The organism is Photobacterium profundum (assembly GCF_003026285.1).
GTDB lineage: Bacteria > Pseudomonadota > Gammaproteobacteria > Enterobacterales > Vibrionaceae > Photobacterium > Photobacterium profundum.
Map to the genome: position 1 here is coordinate 119569 of NZ_PYOD01000002.1, position 22520 is coordinate 142088.

Sequence of the window (22520 nt, forward strand, 5' to 3'; positions counted from 1 at the left end):
AACTTTCACTTAACTACGTATTCATTCCATTTATGATTGATTTTAAACCACCGAAAAACTATACCCGAAAAGAATATTTCATGTGAAAAATAAGTACCAACATACCTAATGAATACAAAAACAGATAGTTATCCCCTTTCAACCAACCACACATTTACGTTATTGGCTATTGTTAATAAAAATGAATATTTATACCTTCAAATATTTTCTGTCGGGCTTCTTCCTATCTACTAACGTTATTAGATAGCTACCCATGGGCATGGTTTTATACATGTGAAGGAATATTACGGAGTAATATATGAGCGATTTTATTCTATTTGGCATAAACCTTTTATCTGGTTTATTTGTACTAACTCTTGGAAGCGGTGCTTTAATAATTATTTACTTCTATTTTTCTGATATTAAACAAAACAAACATGCCATTCGCCATAACTACCCTGTGGTAGGTCGCTTTCGCTATATTTTAGAAAAACAAGGCGAATTCTTTCGTCAATATTTCTTTGCAATGGACAGAGAAGAAATGCCCTTTAACCGAGCAGAACGAAGCTGGGTTTATAAAGCAGCCAAAAACGTCGATAGAACAATTGCTTTTGGCTCAACACGTAATCTAGATATTGCAGGTACAATCATGTTCATGAATTGTGCATTTCCTACTTTAGAAGAAGATGCTGCCACCCCCTCGCCTATTACAATCGGGGAAAACTGCCAATTCCCTTATACAACGAGCTCCATCTTTAATATTTCTGGAATGAGTTTCGGTGCAATATCAAAACCTGCCGTACAAGCCTTATCACACGGGGCACATCTTGCTGGTTGTTGGATGAATACAGGTGAAGGCGGTTTAAGTCCTTACCATCTAGAAGGTAAAGCTGATATTGTCTTTCAAATAGGTACCGCGAAATATGGCGTACGGGATGAGAACGGAAATTTAAGCGAAGAAAAGTTAAAAAACATCGCAGCCCACCCTGAAGTAAAGATGTTTGAAATCAAAATGAGTCAAGGTGCGAAACCAGGAAAAGGCGGAATTTTACCAGGTAGAAAAGTGACAGCCGAAATAGCAAACATAAGAGGAATACCAGAAGGGCATGACTCGATAAGCCCTAATGGACATAAAGAAATTAGGAGTGCGGGTGATCTACTCGACATGATCGCATTCATTCGACAAACAACGGGAAAGCCTGTTGGCTTTAAAGCCGTTATCGGCTCGATTGCTTGGTTTGATGATCTATTAAATGAAATAGAACAACGCGGTAAAGATAGCGCGCCTGATTTTATTACAATAGACAGCGCCGATGGTGGCACAGGTGCAGCGCCACAACCTTTAATGGATTATGTTGGACTCCCCTTAAAAGAAAGCTTACCACTTATAATTGAGCGCTTAAAAAAACATAACTTAAAAGAACAAATCAAAGTAATTGCTTCAGGCAAATTGATCACCCCTTCAAAAGTGGCTTGGGCAATCGCATTGGGGGCTGACTTTGTTGTTTCAGCTCGTGGACATATGTTTGCGTTAGGCTGTATTCAAGCACTTCAATGCAATAAAGATACATGTCCAACGGGTATTACAACGCATAATAAACGCTTACAACAAGGTCTTAATGTTCAAGATAAAACCCAAAGAGTCGCAAACTATAATAAATATATTCATTACGGTATAGGGCTTTTAGCTCACTCTTGTGGTGTTACTAACGCGCGAGACATCAATAAAAACCATATTCGTATTGTTACTGAAAATGGCTTATCTGTTGCTCTAGATAAACTCTATGAAAACCATCATTAACCATTTACAAAATACCAAAATACAAACGGGCGCTTACTAAGTGCCCGTTAATATATTATATAATATAGTTAATTAACGTTGGTTATTTGAATTTCTAAGTGCTTACTTACGAATAAACTTGTTATAAACAAACAGTAAAACAAATGCCCCAAGCGTCGCCGTTATAATACTGCCGAAATTCACACCATCAGCAGAACCTAACCCAATAAATGAACCTAACCAGCCACCCACAAATGCCCCTGCAATACCCAGAGCAATGGTCATTATCCAACCACCATCGTCATCACCAGGCATCAACCATTTAGCCAAAGCTCCCGCTATTAGCCCCAAAATTATCCAAGAAATAAATCCCATATTATTATTCCACCTAAATAAATATGTTAATAAGCCCGTGAGGCTCAATTACTCATGATCAGTATAGGCAAACATCGCTATCTTATTTGAATTTGACTTAACGCTGACAAATTAAAACACCAGCATGCCAGACTTAAGTTGACTCAAATCGGAGTCGTTATAATTTATGACCACACACGTTCCAGAGACCCCAAATGATCAAGCGCGCAACTCTATTGCTTACACTTATAACCGCGTCGTTACCCACGTTAGCCTCGCCAGATTTGATACCTCAATCAGAAGCTCAATATGTGCAATTAGCGTTAATTGAAACCATCCAAATAACAGGTGATATTAACGATAGCCTAACCAGCTTAGTCGATAGATATCTTGCGCATAAAACCACCGATTACTATTCAATTAAAGATATATCTGAAGATACCCAAGCAAATACACTAACGATCATCGTAAATTTGTATAAGCATGAAAATACAATACAACCGAATCAAAGAGTCGTTTAATTTTCAGAAAAAAGACGAGGTAACATTAACCTCGTCTTTATGGCTATAACTACGATCTTTACTTAGCTAAATATTATTTTTGATTGTGATGTCCTTTTTCGCTAAAAGAGCGATAGCCAAATGCTTCTCCATCACCGCTGATAATACTTTTTTGCTTACCGGTTTAGACACAAAGTCATCCATTCCTGCTTCATAGCATTTATCCTTTTCTTCTTTAACAACATTTGCCGTTAAAGCAATAATAGGAATGTGCGATGTATTTTGTTCCAGATTTCGTATTGCTTTTGTCGCCTCAAAACCATCCAAAACTGGCATCTGACAATCCATAAATATGATATCAAAATCATGTTCTTGATACATATCGACACCAATTTGACCGTTACTTGCAATCATGACTTCAACACCCAATTTTTCAAGCATCATTTTTGCCACTTTTTGGTTCACAACAGTATCTTCAACCACCAAAACTTTCGCTCTTGGTGTTGAAGTTTCAGGTTCCAATTCACGGGTTAAAACAGTAGCTGAATCATTTGTTATTACACCAGACTCTTCAGGTAAGCTGGCTTTTTTGACCTCGGCATTCGACTTCGGTAAGAAATTGATCTCACTCGCTTGAGGCATGTTAGCATGATGTACTGATTGTAAAAAATTTTCAGGAGTTGTCATTTCAGGTGACATGACTGGTGATATTACATTGCTTAACGCCTGAGGTACCTCTGTACCGTTTAGACTCCGTTTACAATGTAGAGGATTCGCAATGACTTCACCTGAAGTCATTTTAATAACGCGCTTAACCGTCCACTTTAGATTACTTTCTTTATACGGTCTCGATAAGCACGCTAAAATACCGACTTGTTTCGCCTTCAGATCATCGCCCATCTGAGGGCCAGCAGAAATCATCATCAGGCGAGGACAATCCAGACCCAGTTCTTTAGTCAGTAATTGCGCCAGTTCAAAACCATCAAGGTGTGGCATGATTTTATCAATGATTACTAAATCAAACGGGCTTTTATTCACAATAGCTTGCTTAACAATATCGATTGCTTGTGTTGCATCGTCACAACATATCGTTTTAGCGCCGAAATTGTTTAACTGAGCAGAAGTGATCCGCATATTCAGCATACTATCATCGACCAGTAAAACGGATATCTCCGATAATGCTTTACTGTCTTCCAATGACGCCGACACTAATACATTTTTTTCAAACGTTATTGTAAAGTAAAAGGTACTACCCTTGCCTACTTCACTGTTTATCTTTATCTCTCCTCCCATCAAATGAACTATTTGACGACAAATCGATAAACCCAGCCCTGTACCACCGTATTTACGCGTAGTACTGCCATCAGCTTGTTGAAACTTATCAAATACAGCGTCATGCATATCAACTGAAACACCAATACCACTGTCTATTACTTCAAATCGTATTGTTGTTTCAGTATCAGTTTCAGTTTCTAATTGAGTATGAAGATGAACATAACCCGTATGAGTAAATTTAATGGCATTACTCACTAAATTATTCAGCACTTGTCGTAGTTGAGTCGCATCACCAAGCAACATTGGTGGTATGCGTTTATCAATAGAGCATTGGAAGGCGATACTCTTTTCTGACGCTTTTACCAAGAAAATAGATTCCACTTCTTTATTCAATTCAAACAAGTTCAGCGATGTATGTTCTAATTCTAAACGCCCAGCTTCAATTTTAGAGAAATCGAGAATATCATTGATCAAATCAAGTAATGAAAGAGACGATATATTCAACATGTTAATATATTCTTTTTGGTCTTTTGGCATATCCATCTCTTGCAATAAAGATGATAAGCCAATGATTCCATTCATTGGTGTTCTAATTTCGTGGCTCATGTTTGCCAAGAACTCACTTTTTTTACGGTTAGCTTCTTCAGCTTCCTCTCTTGCTAATTCAAGTTCTTCGTAATGATTTCTGATTCGGTTAACAGAACTATTATATGTTTCAGTTAGCGTCGATATTTCATCATCAAAACGCCTGCCTTCTAAATTAATACGCTGGGGCACTTTATCATTATCAAAATTACTGACAGCCAAAGACATCAACGTAAGTGGGCGTACAACGATACGATAAGCAAAATACAAGATGAAAATAGCGAACAAGAAGATTTTTATTGTTTGAGAAATCAATAGAAAAATAAACTTATCAAACAATCCTTGATAAACAGTATACAGATCAGATTGAACCGTAAGCGTAGCTAACGTGTACTGCCTTTTGCCAACAGTATGTTGCATCTCCCACATTTTTTCGTGTTTATATTTTTGTAATTCACTGCCTAACTGAATAACGGTACCGTCAGAATCTGTAATCGATAGATAATGAATGCTAGGCAAATGCATTATACCTTCAGCCTGGGTCAGTAATAATTCACGATCTTCCACCCACAAACTCGCGGTAAGGCTTGATAGAAAGCTACCTTCAATTTGTACCATTCGTTCATCGATACTCGCTAAGTCTTCCTTATAATCACGGTATAAATTCAGCCCTGTAATAATTAAGGTAAACACTGTACTCATAAGTAAGATAAAAAGAAGAAGCTGCTTTGCTAATCCGATTTTTTTCTTTTTGTGCGTATTGCGATACGTCTCATTCATCCTTAAACTCGCATCTTATTGTTATTCTACTACCATAATAATAGTCACTTCACAGGGATAGTTAAGATAAGGATGTAAAATGAAAGGATTTTTTTCTATATCAACCGCAATAATGTTAAGTTGTGCCAGTTTTCAAGCGTCATCTGAAACAATTAATTATTATGTTATCGCTAAACAAGCCACTCCGTTCCAAATTGAATCACCAGATAAAACACACAAAGGAATAGTGACAGATATTGTAAAAGCGGTATTTAACGGCAGTAAATACGATATCGATTACCATGTTTACCCTTTTAACCGAATGATATCTTTATTAGAACAAGGTGGCGAAGCGAATTGGATAACCTATGGCAGTCCTAATTGGGGAGGCGTTCAAGCCGAAAACCTATCGGAGATGCCTATTTATAATGTTAAGCATTCACTCGTTACAAGTATGAATAACACATTTGACTTCAACTCGATGAAAGATATGGATGAAAAAGTTATCGTTCTTCTCCATGGTTTTAATTACCCCCAACTTGTTCCTTACTTTGACAATGGCAACGTCGAGGAATTGAGAGTTAAAGACTACAAAGCAGCATTTCGTGTCATTAAAAAACTACCCGGAGAGACGGCTTTTGTTGAAATGCAATCACGTATTAAATACAACCTCAGCCAACAAAATCTGGACACCGACGCCTATCGAATTCAATCCTTCAGCAGTGTAATTCCAGACTATCCAATTTATCTTGCTTTTGATCCAAAAATGGATGCAGATACACAAGCCTTTATCAATGAACGCCTTAAAACATTAAAAAGCACAGGTAAACTCGACGATATAATTCATAACTATATCTAGCGACTAAGACAAAACCTCCCAAACCTCAGTAAAATAGCTGAGGTTTTTTAATTGACACTATACCCAAGCTACCTCAAGATGCAGGATTCAGAGTGATCTCAGCGTATTTAATTCAAGGAAAATGTGTGTAGGAATGGCATTCCCTTTCAAAAACATTTGACACAGAAGTAGATACGCTGAATCACTCCGAAGGGCGAGTTTTGTTGGGCTCAATGCGGTGTTACTTATTTTCAACGTAGAACGACTAGGTCTATAAATAAGTGCCTTGCCTAGAGCCCAACAAATTCTCGCTGAAACGAGCATCTTGAGGTAACTTGGGTATATTACTTAAGTAAGGCATGATGGTTCAGCATCTCGAATAAAGTAATGGTCAGAACGCTGTTTCGGAAGGGAACAAAGAAATAATGACGAATTTTTTTTCATATAATCCATTGAAAATAAAGTATAAAGCACTATTTTTATTACTATTCCTTCAAACAACACATGTCGCTTATGCTAATCAGTATATCTCAGAATTAAAGTTACTCAACTACACCGACTCTTATGGGAATGTATCTTTAAGAAATGCAAAAAACCTTACTCTGCCAGATCCAATGCTTGTAACTGGCAATCTTGATTTAGAAAATAGTCGTATTCAACGTTTGCCAAAAAAGTTGACGGTTACAGGTAGTCTAAATTTAGCTTATAGCGACGTTACCGAACTACCAAGGCTTTTGAATGTGGGTGGACATATAAATCTTGCTCATTCGAAAATTACTAACCTCACAAACGGGTTACAGGTAAAAAGTGATTTAAGCTTAATGGGAACCCAACTGACCACTCTCCCTCCCTATTTGTATGTTGGTGGCAATTTATACCTTGCAAATACAGCAATAAAAGAACTTTCCACTTTCCTCGTTGTAGAAGGTAATGTTTATTTAGGAGGGGCACCCGTGCAATCCATTCCAGAAAAAGCAACTATTCGCGGTAATATCTACCAATAATCATTTTCAGTCTTATAAATAATAAATCATCAAAAACAATAGCAAACGATTGCTTTTATTTAAAAGGGTAATATCACGACTAATTATATTTAAATAAGGCATTTAACTAGATTTAAAATAATAGATTGGAAGGTTTTAGTTAGCCAGAAACATGATTACTTAATCTTATTGCCTCTGGCTACTCGGGTACTGAAAGCTATCGGGGCACAACTTTCAGCTGATTGGCAGCAAGCCAAATCTAACGCTCAAGCGCTTGTTTTATTTATTTAATCTGTGTTTTAGTCGTTTGGTTTTTGTAGTAAAACCACTTACGACGATTTTGAGTTTTCATAATATACCTCTCATTATTAACAATGAGTAAGCTTGATATTACTTATTAATTTAATACCGTTCTCACTCTCTATTTGTTCTACTATACCCAGCGAATTATGACGAACACATTACATACCAGATAAAAGTAAAACGTTCTCTGAATTCCTATCTAATCGGCATAAATAAAACTAACAAAGTGTAGTTTATTTTTAATGTGCCTAGGAATATAAAGAACAATGAGATATTTTCGTGGGAGTTATGTTCAGAAGTTACCTTATTTGAATGGAGTAAGGTTAACCAAGTTTTCTATCTTTTTCACCATACGATTTATATCTTCAAAACCAATATAAGAGGATTTTTAGTTTTTTACAAGCATCTATTGAATATATTTTGAGATAAAGATCACAATTGAGTGTACTAACACCGTAACATTAAGTTTACTTTTGTGCATAAACCCTTACTTACCAATGAATATCTTGTTTGAGATTTTATAAAATATTTCATTCAAAGTGACATTCAGATCAAACAATTACACTATCTGCAAAACAAGTAAGCCAATGATTAATAATCAAAAATTAACCATATGAGAGAAAGCACTAAAACTTGACATGGTTTCACATTTTGTTAACATATTATTGTGTTTTGCTGAGAGGTCAGGAAAATGGGAATTCACACCATCACATTAGAGCAAACCGCTAATGTGCCGAAAAAAATTCTATTTCACCTACTCTCTGATCATGAAAAATTAGGTCGTTTTTTTTATGCTGATTTTTCTTTAGTTAGACAAGGAAAGCCAGATACCAACGGAATTGGTGCTGTCAGAGAAGTGACTACAGGCCCTTTTAGGTTCCAAGAACAGATAATCGATTACAAAGAAAATGAGCACCTCCATTGCAAAATCATAAACGGAGGTCCAATTAAAGAACACGGTAGTTGGATTCGTTTTCAAAGCATCAACGCAACTCAAAGTCTTATCCATTATCGTATAAAGTTCTCCCCTAAGATCAGCGGCACTGGCTGGCTTATTAAGTACCTGATTGAAAAAGATGTACGAAAAGCATTGTCGACAATTGCTCAACAGAGTGAATCCGAATGGAAGCGTTAACTAAGGTCAATTGCTCTTCAACATACCCTCGTAATCAGCAAGTTTGATCAACCTCTAACTTGCTTTTTCTTCCTGCTCTGTTCATTGAGTATTCATTACTTAACGTTAGACCCCTTCAAACTCTTATCAATACATCATATTGAAATATAAGCATGTCTATTATATTCCTATGTTATCTGATGCTGAAAAAGAGTTGTTAGTGAATAAATATCGAACAGAATATTGATCTACTCGATATCACTTCAGATATGAAGCAGGTCTAATAAATACAGCAGATTACAATTACTCAGGATAGTGATAAATGAGACAACAGCCTCTACTTACAACTGAAAGATTGGTTTTACGCCCTTTAGAGCTATCAGACGCACCAAAAATTCAACAATTAGCAGGCGACCCCAGTATAGCGAATGGTACGATCAACGTTCCACACCCCTATGATGATGGTGTTGCAGGACAATGGATTGGTAAAAATATTGCCGGGTGGCAAAGCAAAAAATCTGCAATTTTTGCGATCACGCTTAAATCTAACAACCAACTCGTTGGTTGCATAGGCCTACACAATATAGAAGGTGAAACTGCACAATTAGGTTTTTGGATTGGAGTACCCTATTGGGGCAAAGGGTATTGTACTGAAGCATCTGCACGTATTGCCGAGTTTGGCTTTAAACGGCTAAACCTTCAGCTGCTTTATGCGCGCCACCTCAGTCGTGATTCAGCCCCAGGTAAAGTCATGCAAAAAATAGGCATGCGCCATATAACGACCAAAAACGATGCTGCCCGAGTCAATATGATTACTGAAAATGTCGAATACTATGAGTTAGGCGTGCTCGTAGAAGCGTAATGTACGAACGAAACTGCATAAGGTTCTTCATTCTCAGTGGTTGACTACAGAGCAAGTCTCTACAGCTACTTTTTGACTCTTGCCATTTGATACACGTTAACATAGCACCCATTACGAAATGCATAATTAACTGATTCACCTTCTATCACGAAACCATGCTTTTCATATAAGGCGATAGCAGAGTGATTATCAGTATAAACTGTTAGTTCAATACGCTGTACATTAAGCCAGTTTTCAGCAAGATCGATAATCTCACTAAGCAATTGGCTACCTATTCCTTGTTTTTGGTAATCATCATGTACAGCCATACCAAATGAAGCAACATGCCTGCGTCTCGCATTCTGACAGACTTCAAAGCCTAGCTGCCCCACAATGACGCCTTCTTTCTCGGCAACCAATGAATGCACACCCGAAGGTAAATCACTTAGGCGCTTATTCCATGCATCAAGCGAAGGCAACGGTAATTGAAGTGTTCCACTATAAGCATTCTTTCCTGCGTACAGATTTTTAACTTGCTCAATATCTTTCGATTCAAGATGGCGCACTATCACTTCCATACGAACTCCCTGTTCATTTAGTTTCTTTTAAAATCGCATTAACATGGCATTTAAGCAATAAAAAACAATTATCTATATCAAAGGTACCTGACTTATTGCAACTTACAGCGACTAACTAAAGGAGCCTTGTTGGTGAACATTTATCTCTTATTTTTAGCTCAGCACACAGTTATACCCATCCGCTTCTTCTAACATGGTATAAACCCATTTCAATATGCTAAAAGGACTTTGCATGGTTCATTGTGATTATTTGATCATTGGTGCAGGAATTATCGGGCTAAGCACCGCGTGGGAGCTACAAAAACGCTACCCCGAGAGTCAAATCATTGTGGTCGAAAAAGAGATGACACCGGCTTATCACCAAACAGGTCACAATAGTGGAGTGATACATGCGGGCATTTACTACACACCCGGTACTTTAAAATCTCAATTTTGTTGCCGTGGTAATATTGAAATAAAACAATTTTGTGAAAAGTACCAAATTCCCTTTGATGAATGCGGAAAACTACTTGTTGCAACATCCGATGCTGAATTAGAGAGAATGGAAGCCCTTGGTGAACGCGCAAGATTAAATGGCATTCAATTTGAAGTTCTTGATAAGCAATCATTAAGAGAGCGTGAGCCAAATATCGAAGGACTAGCGGCCATTTATGTGCCAACCACTGGTATTGTGAATTATAAAGAAATTTGTGTAAAACTTGTCGAGCTTATTGAACAAGCAGGCGGACAAGTACTCTTCAATCATCAGGTTACCTACCTAGATGAGTCTGAGACTGGTGTAACAGTGATAACAAGTAACACAACCTTCCATGCGAACTCTCTGATCGCTTGTGGTGGATTAACAGCAGATAGGCTGGTTCGAATGCTGGGTGATGAGCCAAATTTCCAAATTGTGCCATTCAGAGGAGATTATTATCAATTACCTAAGCAGCATAATAACTTAATCCACCACCTAATCTATCCAATACCCGATCCTGAGTTACCCTTTCTTGGCGTACATTTAACTCGAATGATTGATGGTAGCGTAACTGTTGGCCCTAATGCTGTTATTAACTTCTCTCGTGAACACTACGACAAGCATCATATTCACCTAAAAGACTGTGCTGAAATGATTACCTATCCCGGGTTTCGTAAAGTCATTCGCCAACACTTTTACTCTGCGTTGATCGAATTGAAAAATAGTGTGTGGAAATCTGGATATCTACAACTTGTTCAAAAATATTGCCCGACACTTCGTCGCGATGATTTACTTCCCTACCCTTCAGGTATTCGTGCTCAGGCAGTTAACCAGGAAGGTGAGTTAATAGACGATTTTCTATTTCATCGTACTAAACATTGTTTAATTGTTTGTAATGCACCTTCACCTGCTGCAACATCCTGCTTCCCTATCGCGGATTATATTGTTGACCAATTGAATGTTAGCTAAGATTCATATTAACCACATAAACTTCGTCTTATAAAAAACCATCTTTATTTCTTTATTTTATAAGACGAACCTTCAACAAGGCTAATATTTAAAAACAATAACGCCAATACAGATAGAACATTTTGATATATTGAATCACATTTAAGAAATCAAGCATTAAATAAAATTCAATCATTAAAACTGATCCAACTTGAAAAACCCCCGTACAATTATTGCTAGGTACTATACTGATATCAGTAGTGAAGTAACAAACCAAAGACATATAAGCCTTGATACTTGGCTATATAAGGAAATAAACAGAAGGTTTACTTTCACTAACATGAGAACTCAGTTTTATCATTGCAATCTAACATACTGTAATAATAGAAATTTAGATTTATTATTATTATTTTGAAATATTTTTTATGAAGGACAGGTCTTATAAGGTGATGTGAATACAAACTCTTATAAAAATGGCAATATAGCCAAACGATGAGGTGAGGATTATGTCTAGCTTGAAAGTAATTACAGCAACAGCAGTGATTTTAATGTCTACTTCCGTATTAGCAGATATTCGAGTCGCAGATACACACAATGGTGCGTGGATCACCGTAACTGAAAATGGCGCTCCAGCTGCTAATGCTTCAGTATCTGTAGCCAACGTGCCTCAACAAAAACAAAGCTACCAAACAGATGAAAATGGTCGTGTATTTATTCCATTAACATTAGAAAATTCACGTTCAGTAAAATACAAAGCAACCACAGAAACTGGTAAAAAATCATCACGTTTCGCCTTCCACTCTACAAATAAGTAAGTGGTCATAAAATTTTTAAGTCCTGATTAATTCGGGACTTTTTCTTTTTATGTATATCCAAGTTGCCTCAATATGCTCGTTTCAGCGAGAATCCTACATATTGAGGTGACTTGGGTATATCTATTTATCGGTAAATTCATCATGGCTTTTTCTATCATAATCACGACGATTTAAATCTCTGGATAAAACGAGCCCAAGCCCAATCACCTGCAAAAACAACGCCAAACTTCTAAGCTGTGATATATATTCCATCTCACTTGTATAACTATCAATCAACTCCAAGTTATCTAGATACAGCTGATTTATTTTTTCTCTTTGCTCAAATTGAACATTATTTATCTTGCCCATCAAATTAGGCAGTTCAGTAATAGATAATGATACAACCTCTTCACCTAACCAATATTTTAAGTCTTTCATTATTTGATTTTTGATTTCAGGGATTAATGGTTTACTCATATATTCACTATTTGCAAGAAGCTCTAACACATGTTCTTTTTTACGCTCTACCGTTTCAACTTGTTGCCAAATTAATGTAATTAATTTGTTATTACTTGCTTGCTGTTGAATCTGACTATTTATTTGTCGTGTTGAATCATCTATGTAAAAGTTGGTCATCAGAGCTGAAACTACATTGAGTAATAAACCAATTCCAACCAATGTCCATGTTGGTATTCGCCATGCCATTTTCAAATTGCTCATCCTTTATCACTTGCTTCATTGGCTAAGTTGTACATTAAGTATGGCAAAAAAATACTCTTCTTTTTCATTTCCAGTTACGTAATTACCGTTCTAAAAACAAATCGTTCGCTGTGACTTCGATAGCACTGCAAATTTGGTTGTTTTTACTAGACTTAATAACAACCTGAAAGCCTTATCAGCATAAAAAAATACCATTTGCAGTTCACGTAACTTTAAAACAACGATTTCTTGTATGGAGCTTTGCAAAGGCATGCACAATAAAATAATAAAAAATATTCAAACCGTTCTGTTAACAGGCTTATCTGAACAACATAAACGACAGGAGTTAAAAGACTATTTCAATCAAACGTGGGCTCTTTACGAATCCCTCTTTGAAGTTATAAATAATGATGAAGCTTATTTCAAAAAAGCAGAACCATTACGCCATCCCCTCATTTTTTACTTTGGGCATACAGCTGCCTTTTATATCAATAAGTTGAAACTTGGAAAATACATTGATTCACGCATAAACACCCACTTTGAATCGATGTTCGCCATTGGTGTAGATGAAATGTCGTGGGATGATCTTGATGCAGCCCATTATGACTGGCCAAAGGTTGATACCGTTAAAGATTATCGCAAAAAAGTGTATTCGCTAGTCAACCAATTTATTGATGAGATGCCCCTTCCCTTACCTATCACTCAGACAGATCCTGCCTGGATCATCTTAATGGGCATTGAGCATGAACGCATTCACCTAGAAACCTCTTCCGTCATTATTCGCCAGCTACCTCTGGCTGATACAACACCTCATGGTAATTGGATGCCATGCCTTGACAGTGGTGAATCACCCAACAACAGTTTACTGAGTATTGCAGGGAAAAGCATGCGACTCGGTAGACAAGATAATGACCAAACATACGGTTGGGATAATGAGTTTGGTGAACAACCTTTTACTGTCGATAACTTTAAAGCCGCTAAATTCCTTGTTTCTAATCAGGAGTATCTTGAATTTGTGAAGGCTGATGGCTATCAACAACCACGATACTGGAATGAAGAGGGAAAAGGTTGGTTAGCTTACACCAAAGCAACAATGCCCCGTTTTTGGCGGTTAGAAGAAAACAAGCTGTTACAGCGTAACCTATCAAGTGAGATCCCCTTACCTTTAAACTGGCCAGTTGAAGTTAATCAACTAGAAGCAAAAGCGTTTTGCAATTGGAAAGCAGAACAAAGCAATACTAACATTCGCTTGCTGACTGAAGCCGAATGGTATCTATTACGCGATAACATCGATACCGATTCTCCGTATTGGTCTGAAGCTCCGGGGAATATCCATTTAGAATACTTTGCATCTTCTTGCCCTGTGAACCGCTTTGAACATAACGGCCTGTACGATGTGATCGGTAATGTATGGCAATGGACAGAAACTCCCATAGACGGCTTTAACGGCTTTCAGGTTCATCCTTTATATGATGACTTCTCTACCCCTACCTTTGATGGCCTACATAACTTAATTAAAGGGGGATCTTGGATCTCAACCGGCAACGAGTCTATTAAAGCGTCTCGTTATGCTTTCCGCCGACATTTTTATCAGCATGCAGGATTTCGCTACGTAGAATCAAACCAAAAACCTGAAGAGATGGCGCAAATCAACGTATATGAAACCGATGAACTTATTTCACAGTACCTTGAATTTCACTATGGTTCTGAATATTTTTCGGTTGAAAACTTCTGCGTTAATGGTGTGAAGCAATGCTTACAAGAACTGCAACTCACTCATAGAACCAAAGCCCTTGATATCGGTTGTTCTGTTGGACGTGCTACGTTTGAACTCGCCAAAACATTTGACCATGTTGATGGATTAGATTTTTCTGCTCGTTTTATTCAGCAAGCCTGCACGCTTATTGAACAAGGTGAAAAGCGATATACCATCCGAACAGAAGGTGATTTAGTTGAATTTAAAAGCATAACGTTGGCTGAACTTAACTATGTTGATATAGCCGATAAAGTCAGCTTTATGCAAGGAGACGCCTGCAACTTGAAATCTCAATATACTGGCTATGATCTTATTTATGCCTCTAATTTGATTGATCGCCTTGGTGATCCTAAGCAATTTTTATCTTCGATCTATGATCGTATTAATACAGGTGGTTATTTAGTGATTACCTCTCCATATACTTGGTTAGAAGATTACACAAATAAAGATAACTGGTTAGGAGGCACAAAAGTACATGGCGAGAACTTTACAACCTTAGATGGACTAACAGAAAACTTAATCAGCCGATTTGAGCTTATTGCAGTAAAAGAAATTCCTTTTGTGATTAGAGAAACAAAACGCAAATTTCAACACAGCTTGTCTGAAATGACAATTTGGCGAAAACGCTGATGCTCTCTTAATCCAGCATCTTGAGGTAACTTGGGTATATCGCATCTGGATTCAAGCAACAAGTGCAGCTTACAGGCTGTAGGTTGCGCTTTTATTCTGATACATTACGCGCTCTTAGTACTCAAGATTGGATTAAACAGTGAAAACACCTTGTGTTGGTAAATGTAAAAATAACGATGGTGTGTGCAGTGGCTGTTTACGCACAATGAGTGAAGTAGGAGAATGGCGTCAAATGTCTGATGATGAACATATCAAAACAATCGATGAGATCAAAGGATTACGCACCACACATGCCTGCAGCCTATGCGGAAAGCCTGCTTACTGTGAGATCAGCGCTGGAAAATCAACATGTTGGTGTTTTGAGCTAACCAAACGCGATACATCGAACCTAGAAGCTGGAAGTTGCGTTTGTCGAGCGTGTTTATCCTCCTTACCTCTTCAAGATTAATTTTCGCAAAGTCTCCCGTATTTAATTACTTAGAATGTGATCTTCTGCTGCAACCTCAACTATCTGGCATATAAGTGCTTGATATATATGGTTGTGTTTATATAATCCTTTTACCAAACAACTAGTTGCCACCATCTATGCTTAATGTTTTTATTTTTATCGCTACACTTTTTCTATCATGTTTCTCGTACGCTTCAAATAACATCACAACGGTCATGCAGAATGAACAGGCTTGTATGAAAAATCTTGAACTGCTCATTGTTAATCAGCAAATTATTTATAGTGATAATACCCTTGCGCTACAAGAACGGCAGATTGCAGAACGTACCATCGACATTACTCGTGATGCTTTTAAAAAAAACGAAAGTTACTGCGATGCACAGCAAGCAATGGAAGCCTACGCACGAGAAAAAGATAAAGGACTCCGTTTAAATAAAGGTCAAGATAACTACTTTGGTCGAAATCAGCACAAATAGTCATTGATAATGCTGCTAAAATGACACTATCTGAAAAATATAAGATCCATAAAACAAAGGGGCTCACAATGAGGAAGTGGTTACTAGCAGGTATCTTTACGCCATTATTACTTGCAGGTTGTGAGGATAATGAACAAATCGGCTTTTCCAGTAAAAACCTACAGCAAGACTGGGTTTTAACTAACATCGATGGAAAAGAAATCACCATAAAGGAGCCAAGAGTTATTCCCAATATGGCTATCGATTCTGACCTTAAGGTATCTGGATTTGGTGGTTGTAATCGTTTTACTGGGCAAGCGGAAATCAAAGACAATAAGTTTAAAATCAACACGCTGAGCTCGACAAAAATGGCCTGTATTCAAGATGATCAAGCAACCACTGAATCGATAATGACGGTATCTCTGCAGGAATGGAGCAGCATAGCATTAGAAAATGATGTGTTAACACTAACATCAGAACAGCATATTTTAACCTTTATGCCTGAAGATATTTTAGAAGATAACGACCAGTAATATTCACATTCAAAAAGTACACTTAGCCCTACATTTTTCACGTCAATAATGTGCTTAATCAACCGAATTAGACGGCATGATTTTCATATTTCATTTTTTGTTTATTTTTCATCACAAAAACACTTTACTGTTCGAAACCCAAGCGTATACTGCGCATCTTTTCTACACAACCATACTCTTTCTGAACATTAACAAGGCACTTAACACAGCAATGCTTGAACTCTTAACTTTCGCCATTGAGCACAAAATCATTACAACCCTAGTAATAATCACGACTTTATTATTACTACGAGTATTAGTGTTAAAAATCATCCGAGGCGATCACAATTTCATTAGTGAAAAACAACGCCAATGGATGTCTCGTACAAAAAATGGTTTTGCGATTCTCATTATTATCACTATTTTTGGTATTTGGAATTCAGAAATAAAAGAGTTCGCACTGTCTTTAACGGCTATTGCTATGGCCGTTGTTATTGCCTCTAAAGAAATGATTCTTTGCATAACAGGATCGATTCATCGCGCATCATCTAGCTCCTTTACAATTGGAGACTGGATCGAAGTCGGTGATCTTCGCGGCGAAGTGATTGAACATACAATGCTATCAACGAAGATTCAGGAAATTGATATCGCGCATAACCGTTACGATTACACGGGAAAGACACTAACACTGCCCAATAGCATGTTCTTTTCACACACCATCAAAAATATGAATTTTATGAAACGCTACGTTTATCATAACTTCACGATTGTTGGGCCAAAAGAGCGTAATTTGTTCTCGTACCATGATGAGCTAATCAGCAATATCAACGACTATAGCGAAGAATTTATTGACGTTGCACGACGCTACAACAGTGTTATTGAGCGACATGCTGGTGTTGATTTACCTGGGGCAGAACCACACATTCATATTGGTACAAATTGTACCGGTGAAAGCGTAATGCATATCACAATATTTTGCCCAACAGAGCAAGCAGCCGAATTAGAGCAACACATAACATCAGATTTTATGAGGCTGGTTTACGGGCCATAATTTACATTCAAGGTGGGTTTCGCTACATTACAACGGATTAATAACAGGCCGTGATAATGAAAGTAAGTAAAAAGAAAGCGCAAATACTAAACAATGCTATTGATTCTTGGGAAGAAAAACTCACGATCAATGCAGATCAAGCTAATACATTACGACAAAGCATGCAGATTGTCGGTTTTGATTGGAAGTTATTGGCTGTATATTCGTTTTGGATTGCGATTACATGCCTCATTATCTCGGTAGGAGTCTTACTTGCCGATGATTACCTATTAGACTTACTCGCCAAGATCTTTGACGCTCCTGCTGGTGTAATATCAATAGTAACCGCGATTATGGCTGTGGGATTATATGCAGTAGGTATTCGCCGCCGACGTAAATATCCAGAAAAAAATATCAGTAATGAAGCAACATTTTTCTTTGGTGTCTTAATGACAGCAGTCTCTGTCGGCTTTTTAGGTGCAACATCTTTATACGGTGATACCCATGATGCCCCACTACTTTTACTGCTAACATCCATTTATGCGGTTCTTGGTTTACGCTTATCATCAATCTTAATTTGGCTATTTGCATTGTTCACTTTTGGTGTCTGGGTGTTAACAGAAACAAGCTTTTTATCTGATTGGGATGCCTACTTTTTAGGTATGAACCACCCTCTGCGCTTTGTTTTTGTTGGTGCAGCAATTACTGCGTTAAGCCTATTGTTCCCTAAATACCCTAAACACGAGCGCTTACAAGAACCTACCCGATTTGTTGGGTTGCTTTACCTGTTTATGTCGCTGTGGCTACTTTCTATTTTTGGTAATTATGGTGATATCGCTGCTTGGTCTCAAATAAAACAAATTGAATTGCTCCATTGGTCTATCTTGGCTGTTATTGTTTGTTTAATTGCTATTTATGTCGGTATTAAATTCAATGACACATTAAGTCGTAGTTTTGGTATCACCTTTCTTCTTATTAACTTTTATACTCGCTACTTTGAATACTTTTGGGAATCGTCACATAAAGCAATATTTTTTGCCGTTTTAGCGCTTAGCTTCTGGGCTATAGGGTCTAAAGCTGAGAAATTATGGCAAATAGGCGAGCACTCTGCTGGCGACAAACTCCCCCCTATGAAGAATCAATAAATATAAGCATGAACGAAAAACCGCTGCGATAATGGCAGCGGTATTCAAATTGAACTATTCATTATATTTTGTCTGTTTAACTGCGGATCGTATTACTAACTTCGAATACATGACGCTGGTTGATTAGGCTTGTTGCTCAAGTCGGTACAACTGAATTTCGTGCAACACTCTTTCTGTCATTAATTCATTCATTGCATCTTTAATATTGGTCTCCATTTTGGTAATGGCTGGAAATACTGATTCACGCATTTCATCTACACATTCTTTCGACACCGACATGGTCATATCAAACTCAAATGAGGCTAATACTAAGAACTTTTCCATGCGCTCTACTATTACTCTCGCCATCATTGGGTCTGCACCAATATCAAGTAACTCCTGCTCAACAACGACTTCTAGTGGTGACAATTCTTTTGGCTGCTCTTTTACTGGAAAAGCTATGATATTCGACATCTTATCCTCCAGAATTATTAATGTGTAAAGATTCTCCCCCCTAAAAACACTCCTCTTATTAAATTTAAGTATTCTTTATCCTATGTGTATTTTTTGTTAAATAAAAGTTCAAATGACTATTTTCTTAAAAAAAACACCTTATTAGTGAAGAAAAGAATAGTCACACCTATAAAAAAACAGTAGTAATAACGTTTATTTTCAAAAGGTTGAATCAAAAAAATAAACATTGTTTAAAAGTTTAATCTTCCAAGCACTAGAGTGATCCTATTGGTAATTGAGCACGTAGTGTTCAATATTAAGCAAATTGCATGACGTAAGCATATGTAAATCTCGCTATCAATGTCATATGTACTCTTTACTCGTCTCTTGCCGACTTTCTCAAGTCGGCTTTTTTTAACTTGATGAATCCAGTAAACGTTGTCTGAAAAGGCGGTATCGATTCAACCATTGGCTATCTATGCCAAACACACGCAAATTACCCATAATCACCATAACAACACCCACTATTGCAGGCCACTGCCACTCGTACCCTTCAAACCACGTCGACAGCATTAGCGCGATGATAGGAAACAACACGGTGCAGTAGGCAGCTTTTTGCGGGCCAATACGCCCCACCAGTAATAAGTACGTATTAAAACCGATTACAGAACCAAAAATGGCAAGGTATAACAATGATAATAAGTAATCTTTATCCATTGGCAGTAAAATTTCATTGCCCATCGCAATGGTAAGTATTAATAAAAACCCACTGCCATATGCCATCCCCCAAGCTGTTGTCGGTAACAAAGGCATGTGCAGTGACTGTGCTTTAGATGAAATAAAATTCCCACATGAAAAACAATAAGTACCAGCAAGAGAAAGAACTAACCCAAAAATCGCCAGTTGATTGGTTTCTGTTGATAATATTTGTGGAAGAAATAATAGCAAGACGCCAATAACACCAACAATACCGCCCTGAATAACACGTTTATCGGGTGTATTGCGTAAAAAAAGCCAACCATTAAACGCATTCAACAATGGTGCTAGCGAGAAGATAACCGCATTAAGACCACTAGGAATGTAATAGGTCGCATAATAAAAACAGATGAAATTCGTCGAAAATAAAAAGCCACCTAGCGATAAGGCAAACAAATGATTTTTCTTCGAAATTTTAAGCGATACGCCTTTTAATACTAATAACAACACCAAGACTGCAGCAGCTACCCCAAACCGATAGCTAACAGACAAAGTAACAGGGGCATCCCCTATTTGAAAGGCAATAGCTAACCACGTTGTTCCCCAAATTAACACCGTTGAAAAATACAGTATCAAATTCATCATTCATTCCTTCTTACTAACATCGTGACAGCAACGACAGAATCAAGATACACAGCTAAGAAACAAATGAATTACAGGTTATTGCGGGGAATTATATGTTCTTGCGGTTAATTCATACTTAATATATAAAAGTTGTTAAAAGCTTGTATCATTACTCCTAGAAGTTACTGATTACCACGATATTAAGGTTTGCATTGATAGAAAAAAGTGTCTGTAAAGAAACAGAAAATAACGCTATTTTCAACACGTTACAAAACAATACCGCTACCCTACATAACCAATTATGGTTACCAAATGGTAGTGGAGCGGCTATATGGAGTAATGAAAACGGTCAGGCTAATTACTGTAAACCTGATCACCACACGTTAAGTTTTTATCTTGATGGCGGTGAAAAAACTCATCGATTATACAATCGCGCTAAACCTTTATATGGAGCCCCTAATAAACTTTGTTTAATGCCCGCAGAACATCAATCTCAGTGGCGGTTTAGTTCTCGCTTTAAGTTTTTACATCTCTACTTTGGGCATAACCACCTACAAAGTACATTCGAAAAAGCATTCGATAAAGAAGGTCGAAATATTGAATTAATGGATCAAACATTTGTTGATGACAGCTATTTGAGCAATATATTCCATCACACCTTATTGCCACTAAATTGGCATGACCGTTCAGATACTCTCGCTTTTACGCACATTCAGCAGATTGTTTACGTACACTTATTAAAAAATCACTGTAATGTTCAATTTAACATGCCCAATATTACAGGTGGCTTATCACCCATCGTAGCAAAGCGAATCAATGAATATATTCATGACCATTTAGCTTCAAAGATCACTATTGAGCAACTTGCAAATATAGCTGAATTAAGTGAATTTCACTTCTCTCGCATGTTTCATCAGTCATTCGGATCCCCTCCTCATCAATATGTACTCAAACTACGTACACAACTCGCTGCAATGTTATTAAAGACAACCCAGCACCCTCTGGCTGATATCGCCATACAATGTGGCTTTTCTTCACAGCCTCATTTTACACTGCACTTTAAAACGTTTTTTTCGATAACTCCGGCTAAGTATCGCCAGCTGCAACGTTAATATACCTAAGTTATACCAAATCCATTAATTATCTGATCAGTTCAGCGAGAGTTAAAATGCTTTTAGGCAAGGAGATAAATTGAGAATCTAGTGGCTCTAAATTGAAATTTATTAACGCAGTATAAAAGTATTTTAAACTCGCCCAAAGGGAACACCACTGGAAGCCAACTTCTGTGTCTAGCGATTTCAAAAGAGAACCACTCTTCTATCAAACACTATCCTTGAACTCGACTCCCAGTGGTATTCTGAATGGGCAGATAATTAATGGATTTGGTATTACCTCAAAATGCTCGTTTCATTCATAGAGTTAATACCCTACAATCGATCATATCGCTTTCTATTTAAAAAGGATTTGTTTTATGAAGAAGATCCTCTTCGCAATTGGTCTGGCTACCCTACTCGCTGGTTGTTCTGACAATGAGGTTGGTGATGTATCCTTGGGAATGTTCACCATGAAGGATATAAAAATTTCGAATTTAGATGATGATAAGATTCCAGGAATAACCTGTCACATCGCATCTGTTGAAGCCAATTTAAGTCTTTCAGATCCAAGTGATAGCTCAATTTCTTGTCGTCAAACCGGTGATATAACACCAGAAATGCTTGCTACTATCGATAAGAGTAAATCTGGGGAAGTCGTATTTAAGAAATCTAAAAGTATTTTCTTCAAAACGATGAAAGTTAGACGTATCTACGATGCTGATAATCAAACCCTGCTCTATTTGTCTTACACGACCAAAGAAACTGAGGGTAGCTTTAAGCACAGCCTATCAACAGTGCCTTTATGGGGAACTAAAGCATACCAAGCGCCTGTAGTACAACCATAAAATAACATTCACAATTGATATACCCACTCCAGAATTTGATTCTGTCTCTTTTTCAACTAAACATAA

Annotated in this window: 22 protein-coding genes; 16 read left to right on the plus strand and 6 right to left on the minus strand. The window is 37.3% G+C overall.

The features are described 5' to 3' along the window. Positions 1 to 298 precede the first annotated feature (298 nt). Entirely contained in the window at positions 299 to 1780 is a 1482-nt protein-coding gene (locus C9J48_RS05370; RefSeq protein ID WP_006229273.1) for an FMN-binding glutamate synthase family protein, read from the plus strand. A gap of 102 nt (positions 1781 to 1882) precedes the next feature. On the opposite strand, the gene C9J48_RS05375 is transcribed toward C9J48_RS05370, so the two are convergent. Then, complete coding sequence (locus C9J48_RS05375) at positions 1883 to 2134, minus strand: GlsB/YeaQ/YmgE family stress response membrane protein (RefSeq protein WP_006229272.1); 252 nt, start codon at positions 2132 to 2134, stop codon at positions 1883 to 1885. 194 nt (positions 2135 to 2328) lie between these two features. Between C9J48_RS05375 and C9J48_RS05380 the strand changes: the two genes are divergently transcribed. Next, complete coding sequence (locus C9J48_RS05380; RefSeq protein ID WP_006229271.1) at positions 2329 to 2634, plus strand: hypothetical protein; 306 nt, start codon at positions 2329 to 2331, stop codon at positions 2632 to 2634. A 66-nt stretch (positions 2635 to 2700) separates the two neighbouring features. Here C9J48_RS05380 and C9J48_RS05385 read toward each other — a convergent pair whose 3' ends face one another. After that, on the minus strand, positions 2701 to 5253 hold the full coding sequence (locus tag C9J48_RS05385) for a response regulator (protein WP_006229270.1): 2553 nt from the start codon (positions 5251 to 5253) through the stop codon (positions 2701 to 2703). Positions 5254 to 5332: 79 nt separating this feature from the next. Between C9J48_RS05385 and C9J48_RS05390 the strand changes: the two genes are divergently transcribed. The 4 genes from C9J48_RS05390 to C9J48_RS05410 all read left to right on the plus strand — a co-directional run bounded on the left by C9J48_RS05390 (position 5333) and on the right by C9J48_RS05410 (position 9332). Beyond that, positions 5333 to 6091 carry a substrate-binding periplasmic protein gene (locus C9J48_RS05390; protein ID WP_006229269.1) on the plus strand — a complete coding sequence of 253 codons (759 nt, stop codon included), beginning with the start codon at positions 5333 to 5335 and terminating at the stop codon, positions 6089 to 6091. Between the two features lie 404 nt (positions 6092 to 6495). Further along, entirely contained in the window at positions 6496 to 7074 is a 579-nt protein-coding gene (locus C9J48_RS05400; RefSeq protein ID WP_006229268.1) for a hypothetical protein, read from the plus strand. A gap of 973 nt (positions 7075 to 8047) precedes the next feature. After that, positions 8048 to 8491, plus strand: coding sequence for an SRPBCC family protein (locus C9J48_RS05405; protein ID WP_006229267.1), 444 nt, complete (start codon positions 8048 to 8050; stop codon positions 8489 to 8491). A 301-nt stretch (positions 8492 to 8792) separates the two neighbouring features. Beyond that, positions 8793 to 9332, plus strand: coding sequence for a GNAT family N-acetyltransferase (locus C9J48_RS05410; protein WP_006229266.1), 540 nt, complete (start codon positions 8793 to 8795; stop codon positions 9330 to 9332). 65 nt (positions 9333 to 9397) lie between these two features. Here C9J48_RS05410 and C9J48_RS05415 read toward each other — a convergent pair whose 3' ends face one another. Further along, positions 9398 to 9889 carry a GNAT family N-acetyltransferase gene (locus C9J48_RS05415; RefSeq protein WP_006229265.1) on the minus strand — a complete coding sequence of 164 codons (492 nt, stop codon included), beginning with the start codon at positions 9887 to 9889 and terminating at the stop codon, positions 9398 to 9400. 232 nt (positions 9890 to 10121) lie between these two features. On the opposite strand from C9J48_RS05415, the gene lhgD reads away from it, so the two are divergent. Together lhgD and C9J48_RS05425 are read left to right on the plus strand one after the other, a co-directional pair. Beyond that, complete coding sequence (lhgD, locus tag C9J48_RS05420) at positions 10122 to 11315, plus strand: L-2-hydroxyglutarate dehydrogenase (protein WP_006229264.1); 1194 nt, start codon at positions 10122 to 10124, stop codon at positions 11313 to 11315. Between the two features lie 485 nt (positions 11316 to 11800). Beyond that, a complete protein-coding gene (locus C9J48_RS05425; protein ID WP_006229263.1) occupies positions 11801 to 12109 on the plus strand; it encodes a hypothetical protein in 309 nt (102 codons plus the stop codon). Positions 12110 to 12229: 120 nt separating this feature from the next. Here the strand turns inward: C9J48_RS05425 and C9J48_RS05430 are convergent, their stop codons facing one another. Continuing rightward, the gene (locus tag C9J48_RS05430; protein WP_036802610.1) at positions 12230 to 12793 is read right to left on the minus strand and encodes a hypothetical protein; all 564 of its coding nucleotides are present in this window, start codon (positions 12791 to 12793) and stop codon (positions 12230 to 12232) included. Positions 12794 to 13058: 265 nt separating this feature from the next. On the opposite strand from C9J48_RS05430, the gene ovoA reads away from it, so the two are divergent. From ovoA to C9J48_RS05460, 6 genes are all read left to right on the plus strand, one after another. Beyond that, positions 13059 to 15173, plus strand: a complete 2115-nt coding sequence (ovoA, locus tag C9J48_RS05435; protein WP_036802607.1) for a 5-histidylcysteine sulfoxide synthase — start codon at positions 13059 to 13061, stop codon at positions 15171 to 15173. A gap of 139 nt (positions 15174 to 15312) precedes the next feature. Beyond that, a complete protein-coding gene (locus tag C9J48_RS05440) occupies positions 15313 to 15621 on the plus strand; it encodes a cysteine-rich CWC family protein (RefSeq protein ID WP_006229260.1) in 309 nt (102 codons plus the stop codon). 236 nt (positions 15622 to 15857) lie between these two features. Beyond that, entirely contained in the window at positions 15858 to 16097 is a 240-nt protein-coding gene (locus C9J48_RS05445; protein WP_006229259.1) for a hypothetical protein, read from the plus strand. A 68-nt stretch (positions 16098 to 16165) separates the two neighbouring features. Beyond that, positions 16166 to 16609: an META domain-containing protein gene (locus tag C9J48_RS05450; RefSeq protein ID WP_006229258.1), complete on the plus strand. Its 444-nt coding sequence runs from the start codon at positions 16166 to 16168 to the stop codon at positions 16607 to 16609. 211 nt (positions 16610 to 16820) lie between these two features. After that, positions 16821 to 17639: a mechanosensitive ion channel family protein gene (locus tag C9J48_RS05455; RefSeq protein WP_006229257.1), complete on the plus strand. Its 819-nt coding sequence runs from the start codon at positions 16821 to 16823 to the stop codon at positions 17637 to 17639. A 56-nt stretch (positions 17640 to 17695) separates the two neighbouring features. Beyond that, positions 17696 to 18763, plus strand: a complete 1068-nt coding sequence (locus tag C9J48_RS05460; RefSeq protein ID WP_006229256.1) for a hypothetical protein — start codon at positions 17696 to 17698, stop codon at positions 18761 to 18763. 123 nt (positions 18764 to 18886) lie between these two features. Here C9J48_RS05460 and C9J48_RS05465 read toward each other — a convergent pair whose 3' ends face one another. Then, positions 18887 to 19216, minus strand: a complete 330-nt coding sequence (locus tag C9J48_RS05465) for a hypothetical protein (RefSeq protein ID WP_006229255.1) — start codon at positions 19214 to 19216, stop codon at positions 18887 to 18889. A gap of 393 nt (positions 19217 to 19609) precedes the next feature. Further along, positions 19610 to 20536 (minus strand): DMT family transporter, encoded by a 927-nt coding sequence (locus tag C9J48_RS05470; protein ID WP_242610795.1) that lies wholly within the window; start codon positions 20534 to 20536, stop codon positions 19610 to 19612. Between the two features lie 191 nt (positions 20537 to 20727). Between C9J48_RS05470 and C9J48_RS05475 the strand changes: the two genes are divergently transcribed. Both C9J48_RS05475 and C9J48_RS05480 read left to right on the plus strand, forming a co-directional pair. Beyond that, positions 20728 to 21627 (plus strand): AraC family transcriptional regulator, encoded by a 900-nt coding sequence (locus tag C9J48_RS05475; protein ID WP_006229253.1) that lies wholly within the window; start codon positions 20728 to 20730, stop codon positions 21625 to 21627. A gap of 359 nt (positions 21628 to 21986) precedes the next feature. Then, on the plus strand, positions 21987 to 22454 hold the full coding sequence (locus C9J48_RS05480; protein ID WP_006229252.1) for a CreA family protein: 468 nt from the start codon (positions 21987 to 21989) through the stop codon (positions 22452 to 22454). Positions 22455 to 22520: the final 66 nt, after the last annotated feature.

Coding starts and splice junctions, on each gene's coding strand:
- C9J48_RS05370 (WP_006229273.1), top strand. CDS start 299: ATGAGCGATTTTATTCTATTTGGCATAAACCTTTTATCTGGTTTATTT.
- C9J48_RS05375 (WP_006229272.1), bottom strand. CDS start 2,134: ATGGGATTTATTTCTTGGATAATTTTGGGGCTAATAGCGGGAGCTTTG.
- C9J48_RS05380 (WP_006229271.1), top strand. CDS start 2,329: ATGATCAAGCGCGCAACTCTATTGCTTACACTTATAACCGCGTCGTTA.
- C9J48_RS05385 (WP_006229270.1), bottom strand. CDS start 5,253: ATGAATGAGACGTATCGCAATACGCACAAAAAGAAAAAAATCGGATTA.
- C9J48_RS05390 (WP_006229269.1), top strand. CDS start 5,333: ATGAAAGGATTTTTTTCTATATCAACCGCAATAATGTTAAGTTGTGCC.
- C9J48_RS05400 (WP_006229268.1), top strand. CDS start 6,496: ATGACGAATTTTTTTTCATATAATCCATTGAAAATAAAGTATAAAGCA.
- C9J48_RS05405 (WP_006229267.1), top strand. CDS start 8,048: ATGGGAATTCACACCATCACATTAGAGCAAACCGCTAATGTGCCGAAA.
- C9J48_RS05410 (WP_006229266.1), top strand. CDS start 8,793: ATGAGACAACAGCCTCTACTTACAACTGAAAGATTGGTTTTACGCCCT.
- C9J48_RS05415 (WP_006229265.1), bottom strand. CDS start 9,889: ATGGAAGTGATAGTGCGCCATCTTGAATCGAAAGATATTGAGCAAGTT.
- lhgD (WP_006229264.1), top strand. CDS start 10,122: ATGGTTCATTGTGATTATTTGATCATTGGTGCAGGAATTATCGGGCTA.
- C9J48_RS05425 (WP_006229263.1), top strand. CDS start 11,801: ATGTCTAGCTTGAAAGTAATTACAGCAACAGCAGTGATTTTAATGTCT.
- C9J48_RS05430 (WP_036802610.1), bottom strand. CDS start 12,793: ATGGCATGGCGAATACCAACATGGACATTGGTTGGAATTGGTTTATTA.
- ovoA (WP_036802607.1), top strand. CDS start 13,059: ATGCACAATAAAATAATAAAAAATATTCAAACCGTTCTGTTAACAGGC.
- C9J48_RS05445 (WP_006229259.1), top strand. CDS start 15,858: ATGAAAAATCTTGAACTGCTCATTGTTAATCAGCAAATTATTTATAGT.
- C9J48_RS05450 (WP_006229258.1), top strand. CDS start 16,166: ATGAGGAAGTGGTTACTAGCAGGTATCTTTACGCCATTATTACTTGCA.
- C9J48_RS05455 (WP_006229257.1), top strand. CDS start 16,821: ATGCTTGAACTCTTAACTTTCGCCATTGAGCACAAAATCATTACAACC.
- C9J48_RS05460 (WP_006229256.1), top strand. CDS start 17,696: ATGAAAGTAAGTAAAAAGAAAGCGCAAATACTAAACAATGCTATTGAT.
- C9J48_RS05465 (WP_006229255.1), bottom strand. CDS start 19,216: ATGTCGAATATCATAGCTTTTCCAGTAAAAGAGCAGCCAAAAGAATTG.
- C9J48_RS05470 (WP_242610795.1), bottom strand. CDS start 20,536: ATGATGAATTTGATACTGTATTTTTCAACGGTGTTAATTTGGGGAACA.
- C9J48_RS05480 (WP_006229252.1), top strand. CDS start 21,987: ATGAAGAAGATCCTCTTCGCAATTGGTCTGGCTACCCTACTCGCTGGT.